General features: G+C 64.5%; 13 protein-coding genes. 4 read left to right on the top strand and 9 right to left on the bottom strand.

The annotated features are described in order from the left end of the window. Nucleotides 1-48: 48 nt before the first annotated feature. The 8 genes from malQ to M2334_RS15655 all read right to left on the bottom strand — a co-directional run bounded on the left by malQ (nt 49) and on the right by M2334_RS15655 (nt 12,074). Nucleotides 49-2,019, bottom strand: coding sequence for a 4-alpha-glucanotransferase (gene malQ, locus M2334_RS15690; RefSeq protein ID WP_264605914.1), 1,971 nt, complete (start codon nt 2,017-2,019; stop codon nt 49-51). A gap of 11 nt (nt 2,020-2,030) precedes the next feature. Then, on the bottom strand, nt 2,031-2,312 hold the full coding sequence (locus M2334_RS15685) for a DUF2934 domain-containing protein (protein WP_264595275.1): 282 nt from the start codon (nt 2,310-2,312) through the stop codon (nt 2,031-2,033). After that, a complete protein-coding gene (treY, locus tag M2334_RS15680) occupies nt 2,302-4,581 on the bottom strand; it encodes a malto-oligosyltrehalose synthase (RefSeq protein WP_264605913.1) in 2,280 nt (759 codons plus the stop codon). Before treY ends, M2334_RS15685 begins: the two co-directional genes overlap by 11 nt. A gap of 2 nt (nt 4,582-4,583) precedes the next feature. After that, nucleotides 4,584-6,338, bottom strand: coding sequence for a malto-oligosyltrehalose trehalohydrolase (gene treZ, locus M2334_RS15675; RefSeq protein ID WP_264605912.1), 1,755 nt, complete (start codon nt 6,336-6,338; stop codon nt 4,584-4,586). Beyond that, nucleotides 6,311-8,461, bottom strand: a complete 2,151-nt coding sequence (gene glgX / locus M2334_RS15670; protein WP_264595272.1) for a glycogen debranching protein GlgX — start codon at nt 8,459-8,461, stop codon at nt 6,311-6,313. The genes treZ and glgX overlap by 28 nt, the downstream gene beginning before the upstream one ends. Then, a complete protein-coding gene (locus M2334_RS15665; RefSeq protein WP_264605911.1) occupies nt 8,458-9,690 on the bottom strand; it encodes a glucose-1-phosphate adenylyltransferase family protein in 1,233 nt (410 codons plus the stop codon). Before M2334_RS15665 ends, glgX begins: the two co-directional genes overlap by 4 nt. A gap of 233 nt (nt 9,691-9,923) precedes the next feature. After that, nucleotides 9,924-10,937 carry an inorganic phosphate transporter gene (locus M2334_RS15660; protein WP_181560695.1) on the bottom strand — a complete coding sequence of 338 codons (1,014 nt, stop codon included), beginning with the start codon at nt 10,935-10,937 and terminating at the stop codon, nt 9,924-9,926. 12 nt (nt 10,938-10,949) lie between these two features. Further along, nucleotides 10,950-12,074, bottom strand: coding sequence for a DUF47 family protein (locus M2334_RS15655; RefSeq protein ID WP_264606101.1), 1,125 nt, complete (start codon nt 12,072-12,074; stop codon nt 10,950-10,952). Between the two features lie 270 nt (nt 12,075-12,344). On the opposite strand from M2334_RS15655, the gene M2334_RS15650 reads away from it, so the two are divergent. The 3 genes from M2334_RS15650 to M2334_RS15640 all read left to right on the top strand — a co-directional run bounded on the left by M2334_RS15650 (nt 12,345) and on the right by M2334_RS15640 (nt 17,997). Continuing rightward, nucleotides 12,345-13,880, top strand: a complete 1,536-nt coding sequence (locus tag M2334_RS15650; protein WP_264605910.1) for a right-handed parallel beta-helix repeat-containing protein — start codon at nt 12,345-12,347, stop codon at nt 13,878-13,880. A gap of 197 nt (nt 13,881-14,077) precedes the next feature. Next, nucleotides 14,078-15,571, top strand: a complete 1,494-nt coding sequence (locus M2334_RS15645; RefSeq protein WP_264605909.1) for an ATPase domain-containing protein — start codon at nt 14,078-14,080, stop codon at nt 15,569-15,571. Further along, nucleotides 15,571-17,997 carry a PAS domain-containing sensor histidine kinase gene (locus tag M2334_RS15640; protein ID WP_264605908.1) on the top strand — a complete coding sequence of 809 codons (2,427 nt, stop codon included), beginning with the start codon at nt 15,571-15,573 and terminating at the stop codon, nt 17,995-17,997. Before M2334_RS15645 ends, M2334_RS15640 begins: the two co-directional genes overlap by 1 nt. A 21-nt stretch (nt 17,998-18,018) precedes the next feature. Here M2334_RS15640 and M2334_RS15635 read toward each other — a convergent pair whose 3' ends face one another. Then, the gene (locus tag M2334_RS15635) at nt 18,019-20,187 is read right to left on the bottom strand and encodes a sugar nucleotide-binding protein (protein WP_264605907.1); all 2,169 of its coding nucleotides are present in this window, start codon (nt 20,185-20,187) and stop codon (nt 18,019-18,021) included. Nucleotides 20,188-20,443: 256 nt separating this feature from the next. Here M2334_RS15635 and glf point away from each other — a divergent pair, with 256 nt between their 5' ends. Next, on the top strand, nt 20,444-22,642 hold the full coding sequence (glf, locus tag M2334_RS15630; RefSeq protein WP_264605906.1) for a UDP-galactopyranose mutase: 2,199 nt from the start codon (nt 20,444-20,446) through the stop codon (nt 22,640-22,642). The last annotated feature ends 77 nt before the right edge of the window (nt 22,643-22,719 follow it).

Below are 22,719 nucleotides of genomic sequence, written 5' to 3'. Positions count from 1 at the left end.
TCTGTGTCTGCGATAAGTCCTATATGGGGTCGCTATCCCCGAATTTCATCAGGTCGACATGGGGGCATCGACGGACGTGTCCGCCTTGCGCCCGCAAAGATCGCGCAGCATCTTCGTGCGGCGCGCGACCTCCGGTCGTCGGAGCAGGGCGTCGACCGGGGCGGGCAGGCGGCGGCGCCAATTGGGGTGCTCGTCGAGCGTGCCGGGGAGGTTGGGCTGCTCCTCAAGGCCCAATAGATCCTCGATCGAGATGATCTTCACCGGCGTCGGCGCCTGGGCGATGTGGGCGAGAGCTGCATCGACCACGCTGTCCGTCGAGACGCTGGCAAGCGCCTCGGGCGCACCGGCCAGCAGGTTCCATAAATGCTCGCGCTCCTCCGCGCGCCGGTCATGGTCTGCGGGCGTCTCGGGCTGCAGGCTCTGCCGCCATTCCAGATCGCGCGCGCGCCACCAGCCGGCGACGGTGGGCGTGTCGTGGGTGCCGGTCATCGCGACGCTGTGCGGACGATAGGCCGAGGCTGCGGCGAATTTGCCGTGGGCGTCCCGCTCGAACCACAGCACGCTCATGCCCAATATGCCCCGCGCGGCGATGACCTCCATGAAGCTCTCGGGCGCGGTCCCAAGATCTTCGGCAATGATGAGCGCATGACTGCGATGACTTTCGATGGCCAGAATTCGCAGCAGATCCTCGAATGGATAGTCGAGATAGACGCCCTCCGTGCTGGGCGCGCCCTCGGGGATGACCCACAAGCGACGCAATCCGAACGCATGATCGATGCGAAGCCCCCCGGCATGGCGCAGGGCCGCCCGGATCATCCGGATCCATGGGCGGAAGCCCCGCGCGCGCAGGGCGTGCGGCGAATAGGTGGTAAGGCCCCAATTCTGCCCCTCGGGGCCGAGCGGATCGGGCGGGGCGCCGATGGTCAGGCCGCGCAGAAAACCATCCGGATCGCTCCAGACGTCGCTCCCGCCGGGATCGACCCCGACGGCGAGGTCGGCGATCAGGCCGATGCGCATCCCCGCCTGGCGCGCCGAGGCCTGCACTTTGCCCAGCATCCGGTCGGTCTGGGTCTGCGCCAGAATGTGAACCGCAACCTCCTGCCAGTGGCTCCGGGCGAAATGGTCGACGGCCGGGCTTTGCGGGTTTTGAAACGCGGCCGGCCAGCGCTGCCAGGGGCGGCCGCGAAACTCGATGGAGAGCGCGTCGAACAGCGCGTGGCGGATCAGGGCCGGATCGGATTGCGCCTCGTCCCAGACTGCGCGCTGGGTCTCCTCGTCGAGCGCCGCGAAGGTGGCGCGCTGCTTGAGAAGCGCCGCATCCCTGGCTGCGGTCCAGTCGATCAGATCATCATCGGCATGATCGGGCGGCGAAACAGGCGCATCGGCCAGCAGGGTGTTGAGATAGGTGCGGCTGGACGGCGCATAGGGGCTGAAATGGCGAGCGGAACCGGGCACCAGTGCATGGACTGGACTGATCGCCAGCAGATCGGCACCTTCCTCCGCAAAGCCGAGGCCCGCCACGCGCAGGTCTTCGAAGGTGCCATACATCCCATCGCTGCGCAGCGAGGGGATCTGGATCGCCGGCCCCCAAATGGCCGGGTCTGCGAGCTCGCAGCATCGGGGCGGCGCTATCGCCAAGGTAAAGACATGGCCTGCGATGTCGACCCGATGATAGCCGATTGCGGTGAAGGCCGGCAGTTGACCATCGTGGATGGCGACACGCCCTGCGCTGCCATCCTCAGAGGTGACCTCTGCAAAGGCTTCAGCCGCGAGACGATCCGGCAGAGGGACGGGCTGGCCGGCATCCGCACTCAGAAAGTCCGGATTCCGTGCGGCCTCTTCAGTCAGTTTGGCCCAAGCCTGCGCCCGCTCCGCATCCGTCTCGGCGGCATAGCCCAGTGCCTGCAGGACCGCTCGAAGCGTGTCCTGCGACACGCTATGCGCGAGCCCGTCGGCATCCTTCCAATGGATCGCGAGCCCTGCCGCGTGCGCCAGGGCTAGAATCTCATCGTCAAGCACAGCGTTCGTCCTCAGGCTGTTTTGGCTTTCTTCGCGCGGCCAGCTGCCGATATCTTTTTGGCCGGTAGCGCCGTCGAAGCCGGGGAACTGGCGGCAGCCATCGTTTCGCTCTGCTCCTGCGGCAGGGATAGGTCAGCGTCCTCGGGAGCGGAGGCAGCCTGCTGTTGCTGCTGGCTCAGGACTTCCTGTTCCACCTGCTGCCAATGTTCCCGGTCACGCCCATGAGGGCGGCCTTCGGCTTCCCACAGCTCATAGGCTCGCTTGCTGATCGTCTGATACTTGTCATCGTCCATATTGGGTTCCTTGCGTTTCGTGGGGTCGATCATGCTGGCTTCGCGCCGCCGCATCGGGGCCGGCGATCCGGTCGGGCAGGGGAATGTCGATGGTCACCGCGCGGTTTTGCCATGTCCGGGTGACGCGCAGCCCTTCCGGCGTTCGCTCCAGCCGATAGCTGCCCATGGCGAACAGTTCCGCATCCGCCCGGCGGCGCGCGAGCAGGTCCTGTGTCAGCTTTAGCTTGCGGGCATCGCGCCCGGCTGGGCCGGAGGCGATCGTGTCCCAGTCCACGGCTCGGCGATTGTCCGGGTCGGTCAGGGCAATCGCGACGATTTCCGTGCCCTGATAGATGTCCGGCACCCCGGGCGCGGTGATCTGGAGGGCGGTCTGCGCCATCATGAGCGCTTCCCATGTCTGCAGGAACGCCTGTCGCTCGTCGGCCGACCACAACGCGCCGTCTTCAAGCGAGGCCATAAGGGACAGCGCGAGCTCGGTCACGCCGTTTTCAATCTCAAGCGCTGGCGCCTCATAGCTGGATTCGAGCTTGGCCTCGCGCATGGCCTTGGCCATGTGGTCCGCAATGCGTTGCGAGGCATCCGGCTGATCGAGCATCATCAGCGCGCATTGAATGGCATAGATGCCCCAGCGCGGCGGCAATGCCCGATCCAGTGCCCGTGCCAACGCCTCCGCGTAGAGGCGCGCGCCCAGCTCCGGGAAGGCGGCCAAGGCGATGATCGCGGCCCTGGCATCAGCCGAGCGCTTGGTGTCATGGGTGGACAGGGCATTGAGCGCGCAGGGGGTCTCGGACGCACGCTCGTTCATGCGCGCCGCAAAGCGCTCAAGGTCCATCGGCTGGAGGTCCGGGGCGGCGCCCACCTCGCAATATGGCAGATAGGCGATGGACCGATAGAAGACGGTATCCTCCTCGGACTTCGCGGTGAGCGCGCCGGTCAGCTGCTCGAATCGGGCTGCAAAGGCGCGCGCCAGCGGATCGTCCGGGGCAGACAGCAGACTGAACACGGGCCCCAGCATACCGCTTGGGTGCGGATCGCCACGCGCACCGGCGAGAGCCTGCGCGCAAAGGTCGCCCGGCGGCATCACGTCGGCGGCGTAGGAGCGATAGACCGGCCAGTGCATCGCAAGCTGCACGATGGCCGCGCGCACCTCCGGCGCTGCGACGGGCGATCCGGCCAGCGCCATGATGGCCGCATCGGTCACCCGGTCGAGCTCGGGCGTAAAGACGGTGTACAGCATCGTCCGGCGGACGCCGCGCACCTCAAGGGCATAGTCCGTCGGCACATGCGCGCGCGCTGCGGCTGCCAAGGCATCCAGCCCTTCCGGCGGGGTCAGCAATTGGGTGACCGGCGCCATGAACTCATAGCCGCTCATGCCCTCGACCGGCCAGCCCGGCGCCAGCGGCTCGCCTTCCTTGACGATCTTCTCCACCCAGATGGGGATGAAGCCCAGCGCCTCGCGTAGCCGGCGGAGGTAGCTGAGCGGGCGGGCCAGCCCATCGATATGGTCGACGCGGACGCCCTGGACGCGCCCGGCCCGAACTTGCTCCACAATCCAGCGATGGGTGAACTCAAAGACCTCGGGGTCCTCCTGTCGCACCCCGATCAGATCGGTGACGTTGAAGAAGCGCCGGTGGACGATGTCGCCGCCATCATCCTGCCAATGGCCGATCTGCCAATGCTGTTCGTCGAGCAACTGCGCCAGCAGGCCTTCGTCCAACGTCTCCCCGCCCGCTAACCGCTCGGTCAGCGGTGTCGCGCGCAGGGGGTAATGCTTGTCGTAGACGCGCAGGGTCGGATCATTGCCGATGAGCGAGAAGGCCAGCTGCGCCGCGTCCAGAAGATCGGCCGGCGGCCCGTCCAGAACCGGGAACTGCAGCGGGCCACGGTCCCAGTCAATATCGAACAGGGGCGCAAAGCGGCTTTCCTGGCCCTGCCGCATGATATCGGCGATGAAGGGATTTTCCGGCGTGAACGCCATATGATTGGGCACGATGTCCAATATGATGCCGAGCCCGGCGGCGCGCGCCGCGTCGCTCAGCGCGCGAAAGGCCTCGTCACCGCCGAGAACCGGATCGACCCGATTGGGATCGGTCACGTCATAGCCATGGGTTGAGCCCGTCGCGGCGCTGAACAGCGGCGAGAGGTAGATGTGGCTGATGCCCAGCGCCTGCAGCCAGGGAATGCGCGCGCGCACCGCCTCGAGATCGACGCCGTTCCGCAGCTGGATCCTGTACGTCGCGACGAGGCCGGGGGCGCTGGGATGGCGCATGGTCATTGGTCCTTTCGAACGGCGGCGGCGAAAGCGAAGCCGCTCCCTTGCGCGGCCTCCACCAAGAAGGGGTCGGTGGGCGTGGAAAAATCCTCGCCGCCAAGCAGCAAGCGGACGTGCAGGGCCGCAGTGGTAAATTCCCACCGCGCATCGAACGCCGCGCCTTCGCGCAGGACGACTGCCTTGGGCCGTTCCGTCTGTGCAAGGAGCGGCGTGATATGGAACGCCCGCAGCGCGAGAAGATCGCGCACAAAGGCTTCATGCTCGCGCTGCGCATCGTTGGCCGCGTGGCCGATCATCGAGCGGGCGGCCGTTTGCGGGTCATTGGGGTCCGGCACCGTGCCGGCGAAGGATGTGAACTTCTGGAACTCCCGTGCCCGGCCCGTGCGCACCGCTTCAGCCAGATCGCCCGTGAAATCCGTGAAGAACAGGAACGGCGCTTCGGTCAGGAACTCATCGCCCATGAACAGCATCGGCGTGAAGGGCGTCAGCAGCGTCAGGGCCGTCACCACCCGCAGCGCGGCGCGGTCCGCCACCAGATGGTGCAACCGCTCGCCCTGCGCACGATTACCGACCTGATCGTGATTGCCCAAGAAATTGACGAAGGCCGTCCGGGGCAGCAGGGCGGATGGCTCGCCGCGCAAATGCTCATGCGGGGGCCGTTTCTGCCCCTGCTCCACATATCCATCGCGCAGCGCCATCTCGATGTCCGCCAGCGGATCGACGGCAAAGGGCGCGTAATAGCTCTCGTCTTCCCCGGTCAGCAGGCAGTGGATCGCGTGGTGCCAGTCATCGTTCCAGCTGGCATTGAAGGGCGCATCCGGCTCGAGATAGTCGACGAGGTTGCGCTCATCCTCGGTCACCAGATGGATCGGGCGTCCCCAGTCGCGCGCGCGAACAGCCTTGCCGAGATCCGCCAGAAAGTCCTCGGTGGTCTGGTCGGCAATGGCGTGAACGGCGTCCAGGCGCAGCCCGTCGAGCTGATATTCCTCCAGCCAGAACAGGGCGTTGTCGAGAAAGAAGGCGCGAACGGCGGGCACATCGAAGGCAATGCCGTCCCCCCAGGGGGTGCGGGCCGAGGCGTGGAAGAAGGACGGGCACCAGACGGGCAGATAATTGCCCGAGGGACCGAAATGATTATAGACCACATCGAGCATTACCGCGATGCCGAGCTTGTGGGCCGCATCCACGAACTGCTTGAGGCCGTCCGCACCGCCATAGCAAGGATGGGGCGCATAGAGCAGCACACCATCATATCCCCAGCCGTGCGTGCCCTCGAACTGGGCGACCGGCATCAGCTCGACGACCGTCACGCCGAGGCTTTTCAGGCGCGGCAATGCCCTTTGCGCGGCAGCAAATGTGCCCTCGGGCGTGAACGTTCCGAGATGAAGCTCATAGATGACCGCCTGATGCCAAGGGAGACCCGCCCAGTCGGCGGACCATTGGAAGGCGCGAGGGTCGACCAGGCGCGAGGGGCCGTGAACATCGCCCATCTGTGCCCGCGCTGCCGGATCGGGATAGAGCCTGTCGCCGATGCGAAAGCCGTAGGAGGCTCCCGGTCGAGCCGCAGCGGTGCCGGAGAACCAGCCATCTTCGCCCTGCGCCAAAGCGGTCGACACGCCGTCGATCTCGACTGCCACCGCTTCGCGATCCGGCGACCAGAGCGAGAAGCGCCATTGCCCGTCTTCCTCGGGCTCTGCGCCCCAGCCCTTGCGGAAATGATGGCCGGTCATCGTGCGGTCGGCGCGTAGACGCATACGCTGTTGGCCGGGATGGCGAGGACATCGCCCTCGCACGACTCTTCGCTGAAGGGATCGGCGCTGGCGGTATCCAGGATGCGCGTCCAGTGCGCGATGCCGTTGGGGTGGGGCAGGGTGAAGTCGAGCGCGTCGCCGGCGTTCACGATGATGAAGAGCGCACCGATATTCTCATCGTCAAGGAAGGCCGCTCGCGCGGAGTGGTCGATGAACAGGCCGAGCACGCGCAACTCCGTTTCCGCCCACACCGCCTCATCCATCTCGCGCCCGTCGGGCTGATACCAGGCGACTTCCGTCCGCCCATCGTCCCCCGCATCGCCGAGCAGGAATGTCTCCTGCGCAAGGACCGGATGATCGAGGCGGAAGCGGACCATCCGCTGCACGAAATCGAGAAACGCACCGTCCCGCTCGGGCCAGGTGATCCAGGCCGTCTCATTGTCCTGACAATAGACGTTGTTATTGCCCTGCTGGCTGTTGCCGATTTCGTCCCCACTCAGGATCATCGGCACGCCTTGGCTGAGCAGCATCGTCGCGATCATGTTTCGCCGGCGCTGGCTGCGTCCCGCGCGGATATCGCCGTCGTCGGTTGCGCCTTCGGTGCCCATATTGGCGGACAGATTGTGATCATGGCCGTCCGCGCCATTCTCGCCATTGGCCTCGTTATGCTTGTCGTTGAACGACACGCAGTCCATCAGCGTGAAGCCATCATGAGCGGCGAGGAAATTTACGGAGGAGGTGGGGCTCCGGTCCGAATGGTTGAACTGTTCGGGTGAGCCCAGCAGGCTCCCGGCCACATCGCCGATCAGACTGCCATCGCCGCGCCAGAACCCGCGCACGGTATCGCGGAATTTATCGTTCCATTCGCGGAACGGCGCAGGGAAGCCGCCGACCTGATAGCCGCCCTCGCCGACATCCCAGGGCTCGGCGATCAGCTTCACGCCGGAGAGGATGGGGTCCTGCCGGATCGCGCCGAAGAATGTCCCTTCCCGATCGAACCCCGCCGCCTGCCGTCCCAGCGTCGAGGCGAGATCGAAGCGGAACCCGTCGACATGCATGACCTGCACCCAGTAGCGCAGTGAATCGAGCACCATCCGCAGCACCATGGGGTGCGCCACAGAGAGCGTGTTCCCCGTGCCGGTCTGGTCGAACGAGTATCGCGGATGGTCCGGCGACAGGACATAATAAGCCGCATTGTCGAGGCCCCGGAAGCAGAGCGTCGGGCCGCGTTCCGATCCTTCTGCGGTGTGGTTGTAGACCACATCCATGATCACTTCGATGCCGACCCGGTGGAAGCGCTTCACCATCTCCTTGAACTGGCGAATGGCACCGGGGACGCCCTCGCCCTGCTGGAGGAAGCGGGTTTCCGGGGCGAAATAGCCGAGCGTCTGATAGCCCCAATAATTGGAGAGCCCGCGTTCCAGCAGGCTGCGATCATCGAGGAAGAACTGGCAGGGCAACAGCTCGATGGCGGAGACGCCGAGCTTGCGGAGATGGTCGAGGATCGGCTCGCACACCATGCCGGCATAAGTGCCGCGCAGCTCCTCGGGCACATCGGGGTGCGTCATGGTGAGGCCACGCACATGCGCTTCGTAGATGATCGTCTCGGTCCATGGGAGACGCAGCGCCGCGTCTCCCTCCCAATCGAAATCGGGGTTCTGCACCACGCTCTTGACCATGAACGGGGCCGAATCCCGCGTGTCGAACGTCAGATCGTCGCCACTCAGGAGATCATAGCCCCACAGCGCATCGTCCCATTTGAGCGTGCCGGACACCTCCCGCGCATAGGGATCGAGCAGCAGCTTGTTGGGGTTGAAGCGATGGCCCTGCTCGGGCTCATAAGGGCCATGCGCGCGATAGCCATAGAGTTGACCGGGCTTGAGGCCGGGGAGAAAGCCGGAGTGGATCGAGCCTTCGCGTCGGGGCAATTCGAGCCGTTGAACCTCTTCTTCCCCATCGTCCGAGAAGAGCGAGAGTTCGATGGCCTCGGCATTTTCGGAAAAGACGGCAAAATGAACGCCCTCGCCGGTATATTCGGCGCCGAGCTCATGGTGCAGCCTGTCCGGCTTTGCGAAGGCCAGAGGCGTCGCGTCTGGCTCCAGGCCGATATCGTCTGCCTGGGTCAAAGTCCGGGCGCCAGCATTCTCCGGGCGCTCTCATCTGCCGTGGTATAATAGGGCTTGGCGGATCGCATCGCCCCGGCGAGCCGGCTCATCGCCTGCGCGGACAGAAGGCGAATGCCGCCTTCCGAGACAAGGCAGCCGTCGCCGCACTGCCTGAGCGCTGCGGAGAGATCGAAGCCGTCGGGAATGACGGCATCGCCGGTCACGATCGCATTGTCGATGCGCACATCCGAGCCGACGCGCGCGCCGGGCATCACCACGACGTTGCGAAGCTGGGCTCGCTCGCCGACGCTGGCACCTTGGCCGATCATATGGCCCGGCCAGACCGGACGGCCGGAAACCGGCGCAGACCGCACCGGCAGGCCAATGGCGCGCCGCCCGGCGACCGGCCATGAGGGATCGAGCGCGACCCGGCCGCTGGCGATATCGGCATGAATGCCATGATAGGCATCCACCGTGCCGAGATCGCGCCACAGGGGCGCGGCCTGCCCACGCCCGGGCAGCGCGTAGACATAGGCGCCTCGCTCGGCCACCAGCCGGGGCAGGACATGCTTGCCGAAATCCAGATCCTCATGGAGCGGAGCCAGTTCGGCCAGTACCTGCCGCAGCAGCTGCCAGGTGAAGACATAGATGCCCATCGATGCAAAGGCATGACCGGGACGGTCGGGCGCTTCCGCAGGCGAGGCCGGCTTCTCTGCGAAATCGGTGATCAGGCCATCCGCACCTGCCGTCATGACACCAAATTGGTCGGCGTCGGCCAGCGGGACGTGCACCGCGCCGACCGTCACTTTCGCGTTGCTCAGCATGTGGCGCTCGATGAACGGCCGGTAGTCCATCTGATAAAGGTGATCGCCCGCGAGAACCACGACATGGTCCGGCGTTTCCTGGTCGATCTGGTCGCTGATCTTGACGACTGCGTCCGCGGTTCCGTTGAAGGGGCCGCATTCATTGCCGTCGAGCACGTTCAGCTCGATGCCGCCAAAGCGTTGCCACGTCTGGTTCAAATGGCGATGGAGCGCGTCGGGCTCATATTGCGTGAGCACCAATGCGCGGGGGATGCCGGAATTGGCGACGTTCGCCAGCGTGAAATCGATGAGTCTGCCCACATCGCCAACCGGCAGAGCAGGTTTGGCGAGCGCGCTGGTCAGATCATGAAGGCGACTGCCCCGACCGCCTGCCAGGACAAGCGCCAGCGCCGCAGAAGTCGCATGCCGGGCATTCGATTGACTCATATCTACCTCAGGTCAAAGGAAATCTTCGCCTGATTAACCAACGGAAACGCGCACTGTTCCCTGTCTTTACATATGTTAAGCGATTTTTGTTGCGCCCATCGGAGGGGCGCGCAGGGGCCCGGAGCGTGCGGCGGACGAAGGCGCGCCGATACCGGCATAGAGGCGCCACTGTGCCAGCCGCCAAGCCGGCCGCAACGTCGGTGTTTGGCTAGTCCCTCACGATGGGCGCAAGATCAGAACAGCCGGGCCAGAAAATAGAAGGCTGCGCCCACGACAGCTGAGGCCGGGATGGTGATGATCCAGGCGATCATGACGCTCTGCGCCACGCCCCACCGCACGGCGGAGGCCCGTCGCGCGGTGCCCGCCCCGATCACGCAGCCGGTAATCGTGTGGGTGGTCGAGACGGGGATGCCCATCAGCGAGGCCGTGAACACCATGATCGAGCCGCCAAGCGAGGCGCTGAATCCCTGGTGCTGCGAGAGCTTGGTGATCCGCGAGCCCATCGTCTCGATGATCTTCCAGCCGCCCGTCAGCGTGCCCAGCGCGATCGCGATATAGCAGGCAATCGCCACCCAGTGCGGCACCGCGAATTCGCCGGTGAGATAGCCGGTCGAATAGAGCAGCACCGTGATGATGCCCATGGTCTTCTGCGCGTCATTGAGGCCGTGGCTGACGGAATAGGCGGCCGAGGACAACAGGTGCAAATAGCGAAATGCATGCTCGGCGCCCCGGGCGGTGGCCCGGCGGAACACCCAGCTCGTCGCCAGCATGATGAGCATGGAGAGCAGCATGCCCAGCGTGGGCGAGAGCACGATGGCGATCAGCGTCTTGTTGAGGCCGCTCCACTGGATGCCGGAGATGCCGGCATGGGCCATCCCCGCGCCAATAAGGCCGCCGATCAGGGCATGGCTGCTGGAGGAGGGAATGCCCTTGAGCCACGTCACTACATTCCAGAACATGGCGCCGATCAGCGCGCCGAAGATGACGGCCGGCGTAATCAGATCCTGGCTGACGAGGCCGGCGCCGATCGTCTCGGCGACCTTGTGCAGGCTGGGGAAGGCCAGCATGAGAAAATAGGCCGCGAAATTGAAGAAGGCCGCGAAGACCACCGCCGCGACCGGGCCGAGCAGGCGCGTCGCCACCACGGTCGCGATCGAGTTGGCGGCATCGTGCAAGCCATTGAGATAATCGAATGCGAGCGCGATGACGATCAGGCCGACCAGCAGCGGAAAAGCGAGGTTGTGCATGACCCTGTGCGCTCAGCTATGGTCGATCACGATGCCGTCAATCGCATTCGCGACATCCTCGAGCGCGTCGACGATCCGCTCCAGATGCTTGTAGATCTCGCGCCGGACGATGAACGCCATGGGATCGGCGGTCCTGAACTTGCGATAGGCCTGCTTCAGCCCCTCGCTGTGGATGGCGTCGGCATGGCCTTCCATCCGCACCAGCCGCTCGGTCAGTTCATGCAGGCGCTTGCCGTTCTGGGCGACATTGCGCAGCAGCGGCATGGCTTCCGCCAGCACGCGCGTGCTGTCGACGATAATCGCCGCCATGTCCTTCATTTCCTGATCGAAGTCGTGCACGTCATAGATGTCGATGGCCGCCACTGCCGACTGCATCTCATCGATCGCATCGTCGGTCGAACTCACAAGGCTGATGATCGCGCTGCGGTCGAACGGCGTGAGGAACGTCTTGCGGACAAGGTGAAGCACCTCACGGATGATCTCGTCGGCATCGGTTTCCCGCTCGATCACCTCGCGAATATGGTCATCGCGGCTGTCCCCGTCATGCAGCAGCCGGGTCAGCGCGTCGGCGCCGGCGACCACGGTCTGGACATGCGCTTCGAACAGCTCGAAGAAATTGCCCTGCTTGGGCAAAAGGCGCTGAAACCAACCAAACATCCTGCTTATCCCTGAAGTATGCGCAACGGTGTCCATCACCGATTGGCGCCGTGTCGCCGCCTTGAACTCGGATGCTGCGAAGGATCGGATCAGATCGCTCAGATCCGGCTCGTCGACGGCATCGGCTGCCTCGCTGAGGCTGAACCACCGCCGCTCGCGCTCGTGCTGCTCTTTCCAGTCTGTGAGTTCCCGATTGACCGCCAGCGGGAACACCTCGACGTCCACCATCAAGTTGGCGCCGTTACGCCGCCTTTTGCGATAGCGATAGGTCCCCAATGGCGTCGGGCACACGGCCCCGACGATGCCGGCTTCTTCCTCGGCTTCGGCCGCGGCCGCCTGATGCGGGAGCTTGCCCGCCGATCCGTTGCCCTTGGGAATCACCCAGCGCTTCGTCTCGCGCGAAGTGATGAGCAGAATCCGGATCGGTGCATCCAGCGCATCGCCTTCAGCCCGATAGGGTAGTGCCGCAATCTGTTTGATTGTTTGTCCCCTCAGCAGAGCGCGTGGCGCCCATTGTGACAGTTTTATGTCAGTTGCAACAGTCAACCGCGCGCGATGTGCCCTGAAGAGCAGTGGGTCATTCGACATTCATGCCCTTGCCGCTAGAGCGAGGACTGTTCGATCTTCAAGGCCCTCTGCCGCACTATGTTCAGCACGCTGCTTCCGACCCTCTGCTCCTTCGACGTTCCCCGGCCTTCGCCAGGCCTCAGCAATCCCGGCGCTGGCCCGCAAGGCCGAGCCCTGCGTTTCATGCGCTCCGGCAGAGGTCTCAAGCTCATCGCGGTGGCGCTCAGCCTCACCGCTGCCCATGCCCGGGCAGAGACCTATCATGTGAACGCGATCACGGGGGACGATCGTTTCGACGGGCGCGTTGCGACGAAGCCATTTCGCTCGCTCGCCCGGTTGGGCAGCGTGAAGCTCAAGCCGGGCGACAGGATTCTGCTGGCGGCGGGGTCGGTCTGGAAAGAACCGCTCACCATCACCCAATCGGGCAGTAGGGGGGCGCCCATTGTCGTCGGCCCAACCGGCTCGGGCGCGCGCCCCCGCATCGACGCGGGCGGCGTCTCGCCCCATGCGGTGGCGATCCTGAACGCAAGCTATGTGACGGTGAGCGGCCTTGAACTGACCAATGACGGCCCGCCTGCCGGCTCGCGCTATGGCGTGCTCGTGTCGGCCGAAAATGTGGGCGTCGTCCGCGGCATCCGCATCAGCGACATGTACATCCATGATGTGCGCGGCACGAATGATCGCAAGGACAATGGCGGCATCGTCTTTCAGGCGCTCGGCCCCCGCTTTCCAACCCGTTTCGATGACCTCGCGATCGAGCGCAACATCATCTGGCGGGTCGACCGCTCCGGCATTGCCGGGATCAGCGATCAGGTCACCGCGGCGCGCTGGTATCCAAGCTATGATATCGTGATCCGGGACAATTATCTGGAGGACATTGGCGGCGACGGCATCGTGCCGCGCGGCACCGATGGCGCGCTGATCGAGCACAATATCGTTCGCTATGCCGCTGGCCGGGCGCCCGGGTACAGCGCCGGGATCTGGCAGTGGAGCACAGATCACAGCCTCATCCAGCTCAATGAAGCCGCCTACACCCGCACGCGCTATGACGGTCAGGGTTTCGATTCCGACTTCAACTCGCGCCGGACGACCATCGCGTACAATTACAGTCATGATAATGCCGGCGGCTTTCTGCTGATCTGCTCGCCCAAAGCCAATGACAAGGACAATATCGGCAATCGCGGCACCGTGGTGCGTCACAATGTCAGCCAGAATGACGGGACGCGGATCTTTCAGCTGTCAGGCACGATTTCGGACGCCTTGATCGAGAAGAATGTGATCCACGTCGCCAAGGGCAAGGACGTCCAGATGGTGGTCGCCACCGAGTGGCAGGGCTGGGCGAGCGACGTCCGCTTCCGCAACAATCGCTTCGCGGTGGCGGGCACGGCGCGTTATGGCAGCGAGGTCGGCCGTCAGGGGCCGGATTATCTGATCTCGGCCGGCTTCTCTCCGGCTCAGTTCATTCGCTTCACGGGCAACGACTATCTCGGCGCTCATGTCGATCCGCCCCGCGACGAGGTCGGCCTGATGAAGGCTGACTATAAGGCCCCCTCGCTCGATTGGGCGGTGCCGACATTCGACCCGGCCAAGCCGGACGGTTTCGCGGATTATCTCGCGCGCCACCGCCAGTGGATGCTCGCCATGCTGGAACGGGAATTGGGCGCGCCGGTAAAGCTGCTCACGCCCCGCCGCGCGTCGGTCTTCGAGGCGCGACGGTAGGGGGGCTTCAGCTTTCGGGTTCCTCGCGCGTTCCCAGCGGGCAGGGCCAACATCGCAACTTCAAATTAAAGCGTTGCGCCCGCGCAATCCTGAGAGACGGAGGGATCGCAATCCTCTATCGTGGGTTTTCAGCTTGCTCTTTTCGGGAGCGGTGGACGTGCGGAGACGGTCCGGCGTTTGCGAAGGGAGATATGCGGATGGATCGGACGGCGAAGGCGTCGAGTGGGATTGAGGGGCTTGATGATGTGACGGCGGGCGGCTTTGCCAGCGGCAGGCTTTTCCTCGTCGAGGGCGATCCGGGCACCGGCAAGACGACCATCGCAAGCCAGTTCCTCCTGAACGGTGCAGAGGCCGGGGAGCGGGGGCTGTACATCACCCTGTCGGAAACCGAGGAGGAACTGCGTGAGACCGCTGCCTCGCACGGCTGGGCACTGAACGAGCATTTCCACATTTTCGAACTCGTACCGCCCGAGACGCTGCTGGACGAGAATCAGCAGCAGAGCCTGCTCTACTCCTCCGACCTCGAACTGGGCGAAACCACCAAGCGCATCCTCGAGGCGATCGAGCGGGTCAAGCCGCAGCGGTTAGTGATCGACAGTCTCTCGGAAATCCGGCTGCTCGCCCAAAGCTCGCTGCGCTACCGCCGCCAGATTCTGGCGCTCAAACACTATTTCGCCAAGCATAATGCAACCGTGCTGATGCTCGACGATCTGACCTCCGACACCAATGACAAGACCGTGCACAGCGTCGCTCATGGCGTGCTGCGGCTTGAGGAGCTGGCACCGCTTTACGGTTCGGAACGCCGGCGGCTTCGGATGCTCAAATATCGCGGCCAGCGCTATCGCGGCGGCTATCATGATTTCGTGATCGATACCGGCGGTGTCCGGGTTTTTCCGCGATTGGTGTCGCTGGAGCATAAATCCGATTTCGTGCGGGCCACCGCGCCCACGGAAAGCGCTGAACTCAATGCCCTGCTCGGCGGGGGCTTTGACTCCGGCACCAGCACGCTGATCCTCGGCCCGACGGGGACGGGCAAATCCCTCCTGGCGCTCAATCTCGTGAAAGGGTGCATCGCGCGTGGAGAGACGGCGGCCATGTTCGTCTTCGATGAGGAACTCGGCCTGCTGGCCGATCGGGCCAAGGGGCTTGGCATCGATGTGTGGCGCCTCGTTTCAGAGGGTAAGCTCATCATCGAGCAGGTCGATGCAGCCGAAATGTCGCCCGGCGAGTTTGCTCATCGGGTGCGCGCCACCGTCGAGGAGCACGGCATCCGCACCGTCGTGATCGACAGCCTCAACGGATATCGCGCGGCGATGCCCGAGGAGAGCGCGCTTGTCCTCCACATTCACGAGCTGTTGCAATATCTCAATCGGCGCGGCGCGAGCACGTTCCTCACCGTCACGCAGCATGGCGTGGTGGGAGACATGCAGGCCCCGGTGGACATCACCTATCTGGCCGATACGGTCGTGCTGCTGCGCTATTTCGAGGCGGTGGGCCATGTCCGGCGGGCCATCTCGATCGTCAAGAAACGCTCGGGCGTCCATGAGAATACGATCCGCGAATATCGTATCGACGCACAAGGCATCACCATCGGCGAGCCGCTGACGCATTTTCAGGGTGTATTGCGTGGCATCCCCACGATGGTCGGTGCCGGCAATCTGATGGACCTCGGCCAGGACAAGCGCGGCTGATGAACCGCACTTTTTCGGAGCGTGCCGTCATCCTCGCCCCTCACGGTCGGGATGCAGAGATCGCCGCCGCCATCCTCAACCAAGCCGGTATCGAAACCGAGATTGTCCCGTCGCTCGATGCGCTGGTCGCGCGCCTCGCACAGGGTCTTGGGTTCGTGATGATGACCGATGAAGCGGTCAAGGCGGCCGATCTGAGGCCGCTGGTGGAGCTCATCGCCGCGCAGCAGGAATGGTCCGATCTGCCCTTCGTCCTGCTCACCCAGCGCGGCGGCGGCGTCGAGCGCAATCCTGCCGCCGGCCGCCATCTCGAATTGCTCGGCAACGTGACCTTTCTCGAACGCCCCTTTCACCCGACCACATTGGTCAGCGTCGCCACGGCTGCGCTGCGGGCGCGCCGGCGGCAATATGAAGCGCGAACCCGGCTTGAGGATATTCGCGCGGTCGAGGAACGCTACCGCCTGGCGAGCAAGGCGACGAACGACGCCATCTGGGATTGGGATTTCGTCACCGACTATGTGACCTGGAACGACGCGCTCTCCATCGCTTATGGCCACCCGGCCGACCAGATCGAGAATAGCGGAGAATGGTGGATCGCGCAGATCCACCCTGACGACCGGGACGAGGTGGACAGGACCATCCACGCAGCGATTGACGGCTCGTCGGACAGCTGGAGCGGAGAATATCGGTTCAGGCGGGGCGACGGGAGCTACGCCCACGTCTTCGATCGCGGCCACATCATCCGGGATGCGCAGGGGCGGGCTTTGCGCATGATCGGGGCGATGCTCGATCTGTCTGAGCGGATGCGCGTCCGGGCCGAGCTGGCGATCAGCGAGGAGCGGCTGCGGCTCGCGACGGATGCCGCCGAGGTCGGCTTTTGGGACGTCGACGTCGTCAATGATGTTCTGATCTGGCCGCCCATCGTGAAAGGGGTGTTCGGCATCTCGCCCGATGTCGAAGTGTCGATGCAGGATTTTTACGAAGGCCTCCATCCCGACGATCGCGCGCATACCACCGAAGCCTATCTGGCGGCCGCAGACCCCAATGTCCGCGCGATCTATGATGTCGAGTATCGAACGATCGGCAAGGAAGATGGACTGGTGCGCTGGGTCGCCGCCAAGGGACGCGGCGTCTTCGACGAGGCCGGGCGGTGCCTGCGCGTCGTCGGCACGGCGATTGACGTGACGGCGCGCAAGCGCGCCGAGGCGGAACTGCGGGAGCTCAACGAGCATCTCGAGCGTCGCGTGACCGAGGAGGTGGCCGTGCGCGAGCAAGCGCAGGCGGCCTTGCGTCAGGCACAGAAAATGGAAGCTGTCGGCCAATTGACCGGCGGCATCGCGCATGACTTCAACAATATGCTGGCCGTGGTGATCGGCTCACTCGACCTGTTGAGCCGGCGCGTCATGGCCGATGATGAGCGCGCGAAACGCTATATCGACGCCGCGATCGACGGCGCGGAACGCGCTGCCACCCTGACCCATCGCCTCCTGGCATTCTCGCGCCAGCAGCCGCTCAACCCCGAGGTGCTCGATCCCAACAAGCTCGTCTCGGGCATGTCCGAGCTTCTCCTGCATTCGCTGGGCGGCGATGTCAGGCTGGAGACGGTTCTTGCGGCGGGCGTGTGGCGCACCCATGCCGACCGCAACCAGCTTGAAAACGCGATCGTCAATCTCGCGGTCAATGCCCGCGATGCCATGCCGGATGGCGGACACCTGACGATTGAAACGCAAAACACGCACGCCGATGATCGCTATGCCGCGGAGAATTTCGGCGTTCCGGCGGGCCAATATGTGATGATCGCCGTGACCGACACCGGCACGGGCATGCCGGACGACGTGATCGCGAAGGCGTTCGATCCCTTCTTCACCACCAAGGCCGTGGGCAAGGGCACCGGTCTGGGGCTGAGCCAGGTGTACGGATTTGTCCGGCAGTCGGGCGGGCATATCAAAATCTATTCCGAGCCGGGCGAAGGGACGACGATCAAGATCTACCTCCCGCGATTCTATGGCGAGGCCGCCGGAGAGATCGAACAGGTGCGGGCCGACCTGCCGAGGGGCGATGAGCAGGAGGTCATTCTGGTTGTCGAGGACGAGGCCGCCGTCCGCCGGTTCAGCGTCGATGCGCTGGTCGAACTGGGCTATCGCGTGCTGGAAGCGGATGGCGGACATGCGGCGCTCCGCGTGCTCGACGAGCATCCGGAGATCACGCTCTTGTTCACGGACATCATCATGCCGGACATCAACGGCCGGAAACTCGCCGATGAAGCGTGCCGCCGCCGGCCGGACCTGAAAGTGCTCTATACCAGCGGCTACACGCGGAACGCCGTCGTCCACAACGGCGTTGTCGATCCCGGTGTGGAGCTTCTCGGTAAGCCCTTCACAGTCGAGCAGCTCGCGGCCAAGATCCGGGCCGTTCTCGAAAAGGCCTAGGCTGGGGCGGCGAACCTGGGCTCAGCCAAGGTGCAGGGCAAACCGGTCGATTGCCGAAGCCAGGCTGGGCATGATCAGGCCGCGCTCGCTGCTCATCGGCGCATGGCGGGGCCGCCGCGCCGGCCAGTTCATCGCGTCGATGGAGACCGTTTCGATCAGATCGGTTGGCAGGTCCATCCTTTCGCCCACGGCATGCGCAAACTGCGCCCAGGAGAAAGCGCCGTCGCTGGTGAGGTGCCAGATGCCGCACTCGTCGTCGATCACGAGGTCGAGCGTGGCGCGGACGAGATCGGGCACATAAGTGGGCGAGGTGATGCAATCCCCCACGGCGTGAAATACGCGTTCGGTCCGCAGCGCCGCCACCAGATGCATGGCGAAATTATGCGGATCATAGGGTGAGAAGAAGGATGCGGTCCTGATGACCAGCGCGCGCCCGCCAGCCGCCAGAACACCCGCCTCAGCGCGCGCCTTGCTCTCTCCGTAGACGTTGAGGGGCGCTGGTGCATCGCTTTCCACATAAGCGCGCCGGCCATGGCCATCGAAGACGAGGTCGCTGGAGAAGCAGCTATAGTGGATGTCGCGTTGCGCGCAGGCGGCTGCAAGGGCAACGCAGCCTGTGAAATTGGTCGCAAGGCAGGCGTCGGCGCTGCCCTCTGCTTCATCGACCCGCACCCAGCCTGCGCAGTTGATGACCGCCCAAGGCCGCAGCCGATCCAGCGCGTCGGCAATCGTGGCGGCATCGTGCAGGTCGATGACGTCTCGTCCGACCAGCCGATGATCGATATCACGGAGCGAACAGGCCCCCGCAAAGGCCTGGCCCAAGGTGCCGGTCGCGCCCAAGATCAAGAGCGGGCGCGCTTCTGGAGCCGGCGGTACATCGATCGCGCGTGGCTCTGTCGCAGCCCCGGTGAGGCGCCCGGGTCGACGCCACCATCCCTGTCCATGCAGGACGGGATGAGCCGGCCTTGCGCCTCCTGCCAGTGCGCGCATCATCGGCGCCAAAGCGGTCTCTCGCGGCTGGGCGGCCCGCACGTCGAACACGCCGCTCTCATAATGGCCGGCCTTTTGGGTGAGCAGGCTGTCCCAGTCGAACGCGCCGAACAGGCTCCAGACCGTCACCGCGTCGATGCAGAGGCCGTCCGCGCGGAGCGCCGTGGCCGTTGTCCAGGCTTCGTCGAGCCAGCGCATCTGCTCCTCGCGCGTGCAGCCGTTGTGCACCTCGGTGAGCACGATGGGCACCTCATAGCGCTCCCAGGCGGCGCGAATGGCGCCTTCAAGGCCCGGGGGGTGAGCTATGGCTCTGACCGCTTCGACGTCGGCAACCGGCCCGAGGGCGCAAGCGCCATGGCTGGCCGGGGGATGGCGCTCCAGCCGGTGATCGAGGAAGCGGTCGCTGGTGAGATAGTGATTGAGGCCGATGATGGCCGGCGGGCATGGCGCGGAAGCGATGTCGCGCAGACGATCCGACAGTCCCAGACCCTCGAGATGATCCCAAAGTGCGTGCCCTGCTACCAGGCGGCCGGTCAGCAAATCCCAGGTCGCCCAGCGGCGATGATTGTCGAAGCCTGCCTGAGCGGCCCGCTGCGGTGTCGCGTCCGTGTGCCCCAGATCCTCCGTTTGAACGAGGCGCGCCGCGGGAATGATCGTGCGGATCGCGTCCATCGCCCCCCGAATGGCATCGATCTGGTTGAGGAGCGCGGTCCAGAAAGCCGTCTCGTCGTGAAGATGGGGATACCAATGACCATAAAGGGCGGAAAAGCGCGCAGTGGTGAGAGGCTCGTTGACCGGCGTCCAATCCTGGACCCAGGGGAACCGCTCGGCCGCCTCCCGCGCGTGATCGGCAAGACCCGCCGCAAATGCCGGGTCCAGCAAGTGGGTGGGGGCGGGACCGCTGCCATGATGGATCAGGCCGAGGATCGGGCGGATGCCAAGCGCGCGCAGCCGCCCCAGCCGGTCGGCGTGCCACGCCCAAAGCGCCTCGCGCCGGTCGCTTTGGGCAAAGCTCTCCCAAAGCAAGGGGTAGCGCAGCGCCGTCACGCCTAGTCCGGCCAATCGATCCAGATCTTCGGGTCGATCACTGTGCCCGCTCCGCGCCGACTGATCGAGATAATCATCCCCGACGCGATTGATCGTGCATTCGCAGCCGCCCCACAGGGCGAGAGGGGCAAGCTGGGTCGATACGGCGTCCAAGGGAACCTCATACGGCGATGGCCGTGCACCGAGCATATACCAACCCGGCCCCCCGTTCGCCTCCAATCAAAGTCGTGCTGGCACTATCGTATTGATATCGATCAATCGTGGTAAATAAGCGGGAGCAAGGACGCTGTGCGCGCATTGTTGCCCATACAGGTTCATTCCGCTCTAGCCTCGAAAGCCACCAATAATGACGCTGATGTGCTTCTCGCATCTGCGCTGGGACTTCGTGTTCCAGCGCCCGCAACATATTATGTCGCGTTTCGCATATCGTCAGCCGGTCACCTTCTGGGAGGAACCGCTCGTCAGCGGCGAGACCGCTGATGCCTGGCTGGAGCTGAGGACGCCCGCCCCGCACATCACGGTCGCGACACCGCACCTCCCGGGCGGCCTGACGGATGCGGAAAGCCAGGTCACCCTGCGGCACCTGCTCGACGCCCATCTGAGCGATCATGCCGAGCCGCTGGTGACATGGTACTATACGCCGATGATGCTGCCCTTCTCGCGGCATCTCCAAGCGGTCTGCACGATCTATGACTGTATGGATGAGCTGGCGAATTTCCGGTTTGCGCCCCCCCAGCTGGCGGAACTTGAAGCCGAGCTGTTCGAGAGAGCCGATCTGGTTTTCACTGGCGGCTACAGTCTCTACGAGGCGAAGCGCGCGCGCCACCCTGCGGTCCATGCTTTCCCTTCCAGCGTCGACGCCGCGCATTTTGCCGCGGCGCGCCTGCCGGGGGAGGATCCTTCCGACCAGGCCGCTCTCGCGCGGCCGCGGTTCGGCTTCTACGGCGTCATTGACGAACGGATGGACCTCGCCCTGCTCGCCGCCGTCGCCGATGCGCATCCCGATTGGTCGCTGGTGCTGGTTGGCCCCGTCGTCAAGATCGATCCCGCCGATCTGCCGCAGCGGCCCAACATCGCCTATCTGGGAAGCAAAGCCTATGGCGAGCTCCCGCACTATGCGCGGGGCTGGGACGTCGCGTTGATGCCCTTTGCCATCAATCCGTCCACGCAGTTCATTTCTCCCACCAAGACGCCGGAATATCTGGCAGCGGGCCTGCCGGTGGTCTCCACCCCGATCATCGATGTCGTGCGCCATTATGGCATGCTCGACGCGGTCGAGATCGCCGGCAATCCCGAGGCATTCGTGGCTGCGTGCGAGCGGGCGCTCTCTCGCGCCCGTGCGCCTGCCGATGCCCCGTGGCGGGCGAGCGCAGACGCGTGTCTCGCCGACCTCTCCTGGGACAAGGTGGTCTATGCCATGTCGACGCTCATCGAGGAGGTGATGACGCCGCGCCCCACCCGCCATTACGACTATCTGGTCGTCGGCGCGGGTTTTGCGGGTGCGGTGATGGCGGAACGCCTCGCGGCGGACGGCGGCAAGCGCGTCCTCGTCATCGATCGGCGCGACCATATCGCCGGCAATGCCTATGACCATTATGACGAGGCCGGCATTCTGGTCCATCGCTACGGTCCCCATATTTTCCATACGAACAGTCAGGACATCGTCGACTATCTCTCACGCTTCACGCGCTGGCACCCTTATGAGCATCGCGTTCTGGCGGACGTCGATGGGCAGCAGGTGCCGATGCCGATCAACCGCGACACATTGAACAGCCTCTACGGGCTGGCATTGGCGGACGAGGCAGAGGCGGAGGCCTTTCTTGAGAGCCGGGCGGAGCCGGTCGAGACGATCCGCACATCGGCCGACGTGGTCATCTCCAAGGTGGGGCGCCATCTCTATGAGACGTTCTTTCGAGGCTATACCTGCAAGCAATGGGGCATGGACCCGTCCGAACTCGACAAATCGGTGACAGCCCGCGTGCCGACGCGGACAAGTACGGATGATCGTTATTTCACCGACAGCTTCCAGGCGATGCCGGCCGAGGGCTATACGGCGATGTTCGCCGCCATGCTCGACCATCCACTGATCGACGTAGAGCTTGGCGTCACCTTCGAGGAGGTTGCTGCCCGCGTGCGATATGACCGGCTGGTCTTTACCGGGCCGATCGATGAATATTTCGGCCATCGCTACGGCAAGCTGCCCTATCGCTCGCTTGAATTTCGGCACGAGACCCGCGACACCGAATGGCTGCAACCGGTCGCCGTCATCAACTATCCGTCCGAAGCGGTACCCTATACGCGCATCACCGAGTATAAGCATCTGACCGGCCAGAGTGCGGCCCGCACGAGCATCACCTACGAATATCCCAGTGCGGAGGGTGACCCCTATTACCCCATCCCGCGCCCGGAAAATGCCGCTCTGTTCAAACGCTATGAAGCGCTCGCTTTGGGCACGCCCGATGTTCTGTTCGTCGGACGGCTCGCCACCTACCGCTATTATAATATGGATCAGGTGGTGGGGCAGGCGCTCGCGACCTATCGGCGGCACATGATGCAGCTGAGGACGGCAAAACCCGCGCATGATATCGACGCGATCGCTGCTGAATAGGGGCGTCCCGCGCAAGCGCGATCATGGAGTATCTGATGGCCCGCTGCGGGGCGATAGGACAGGGGACTTCAGTGAGA

This window comes from Sphingobium sp. B11D3D, assembly GCF_025961755.1.
Lineage (GTDB): Bacteria > Pseudomonadota > Alphaproteobacteria > Sphingomonadales > Sphingomonadaceae > Sphingobium.
The sequence above is the reverse complement of the archived record's forward strand: the minus strand, read 5'-3'. Positions and strand labels throughout refer to the sequence as shown.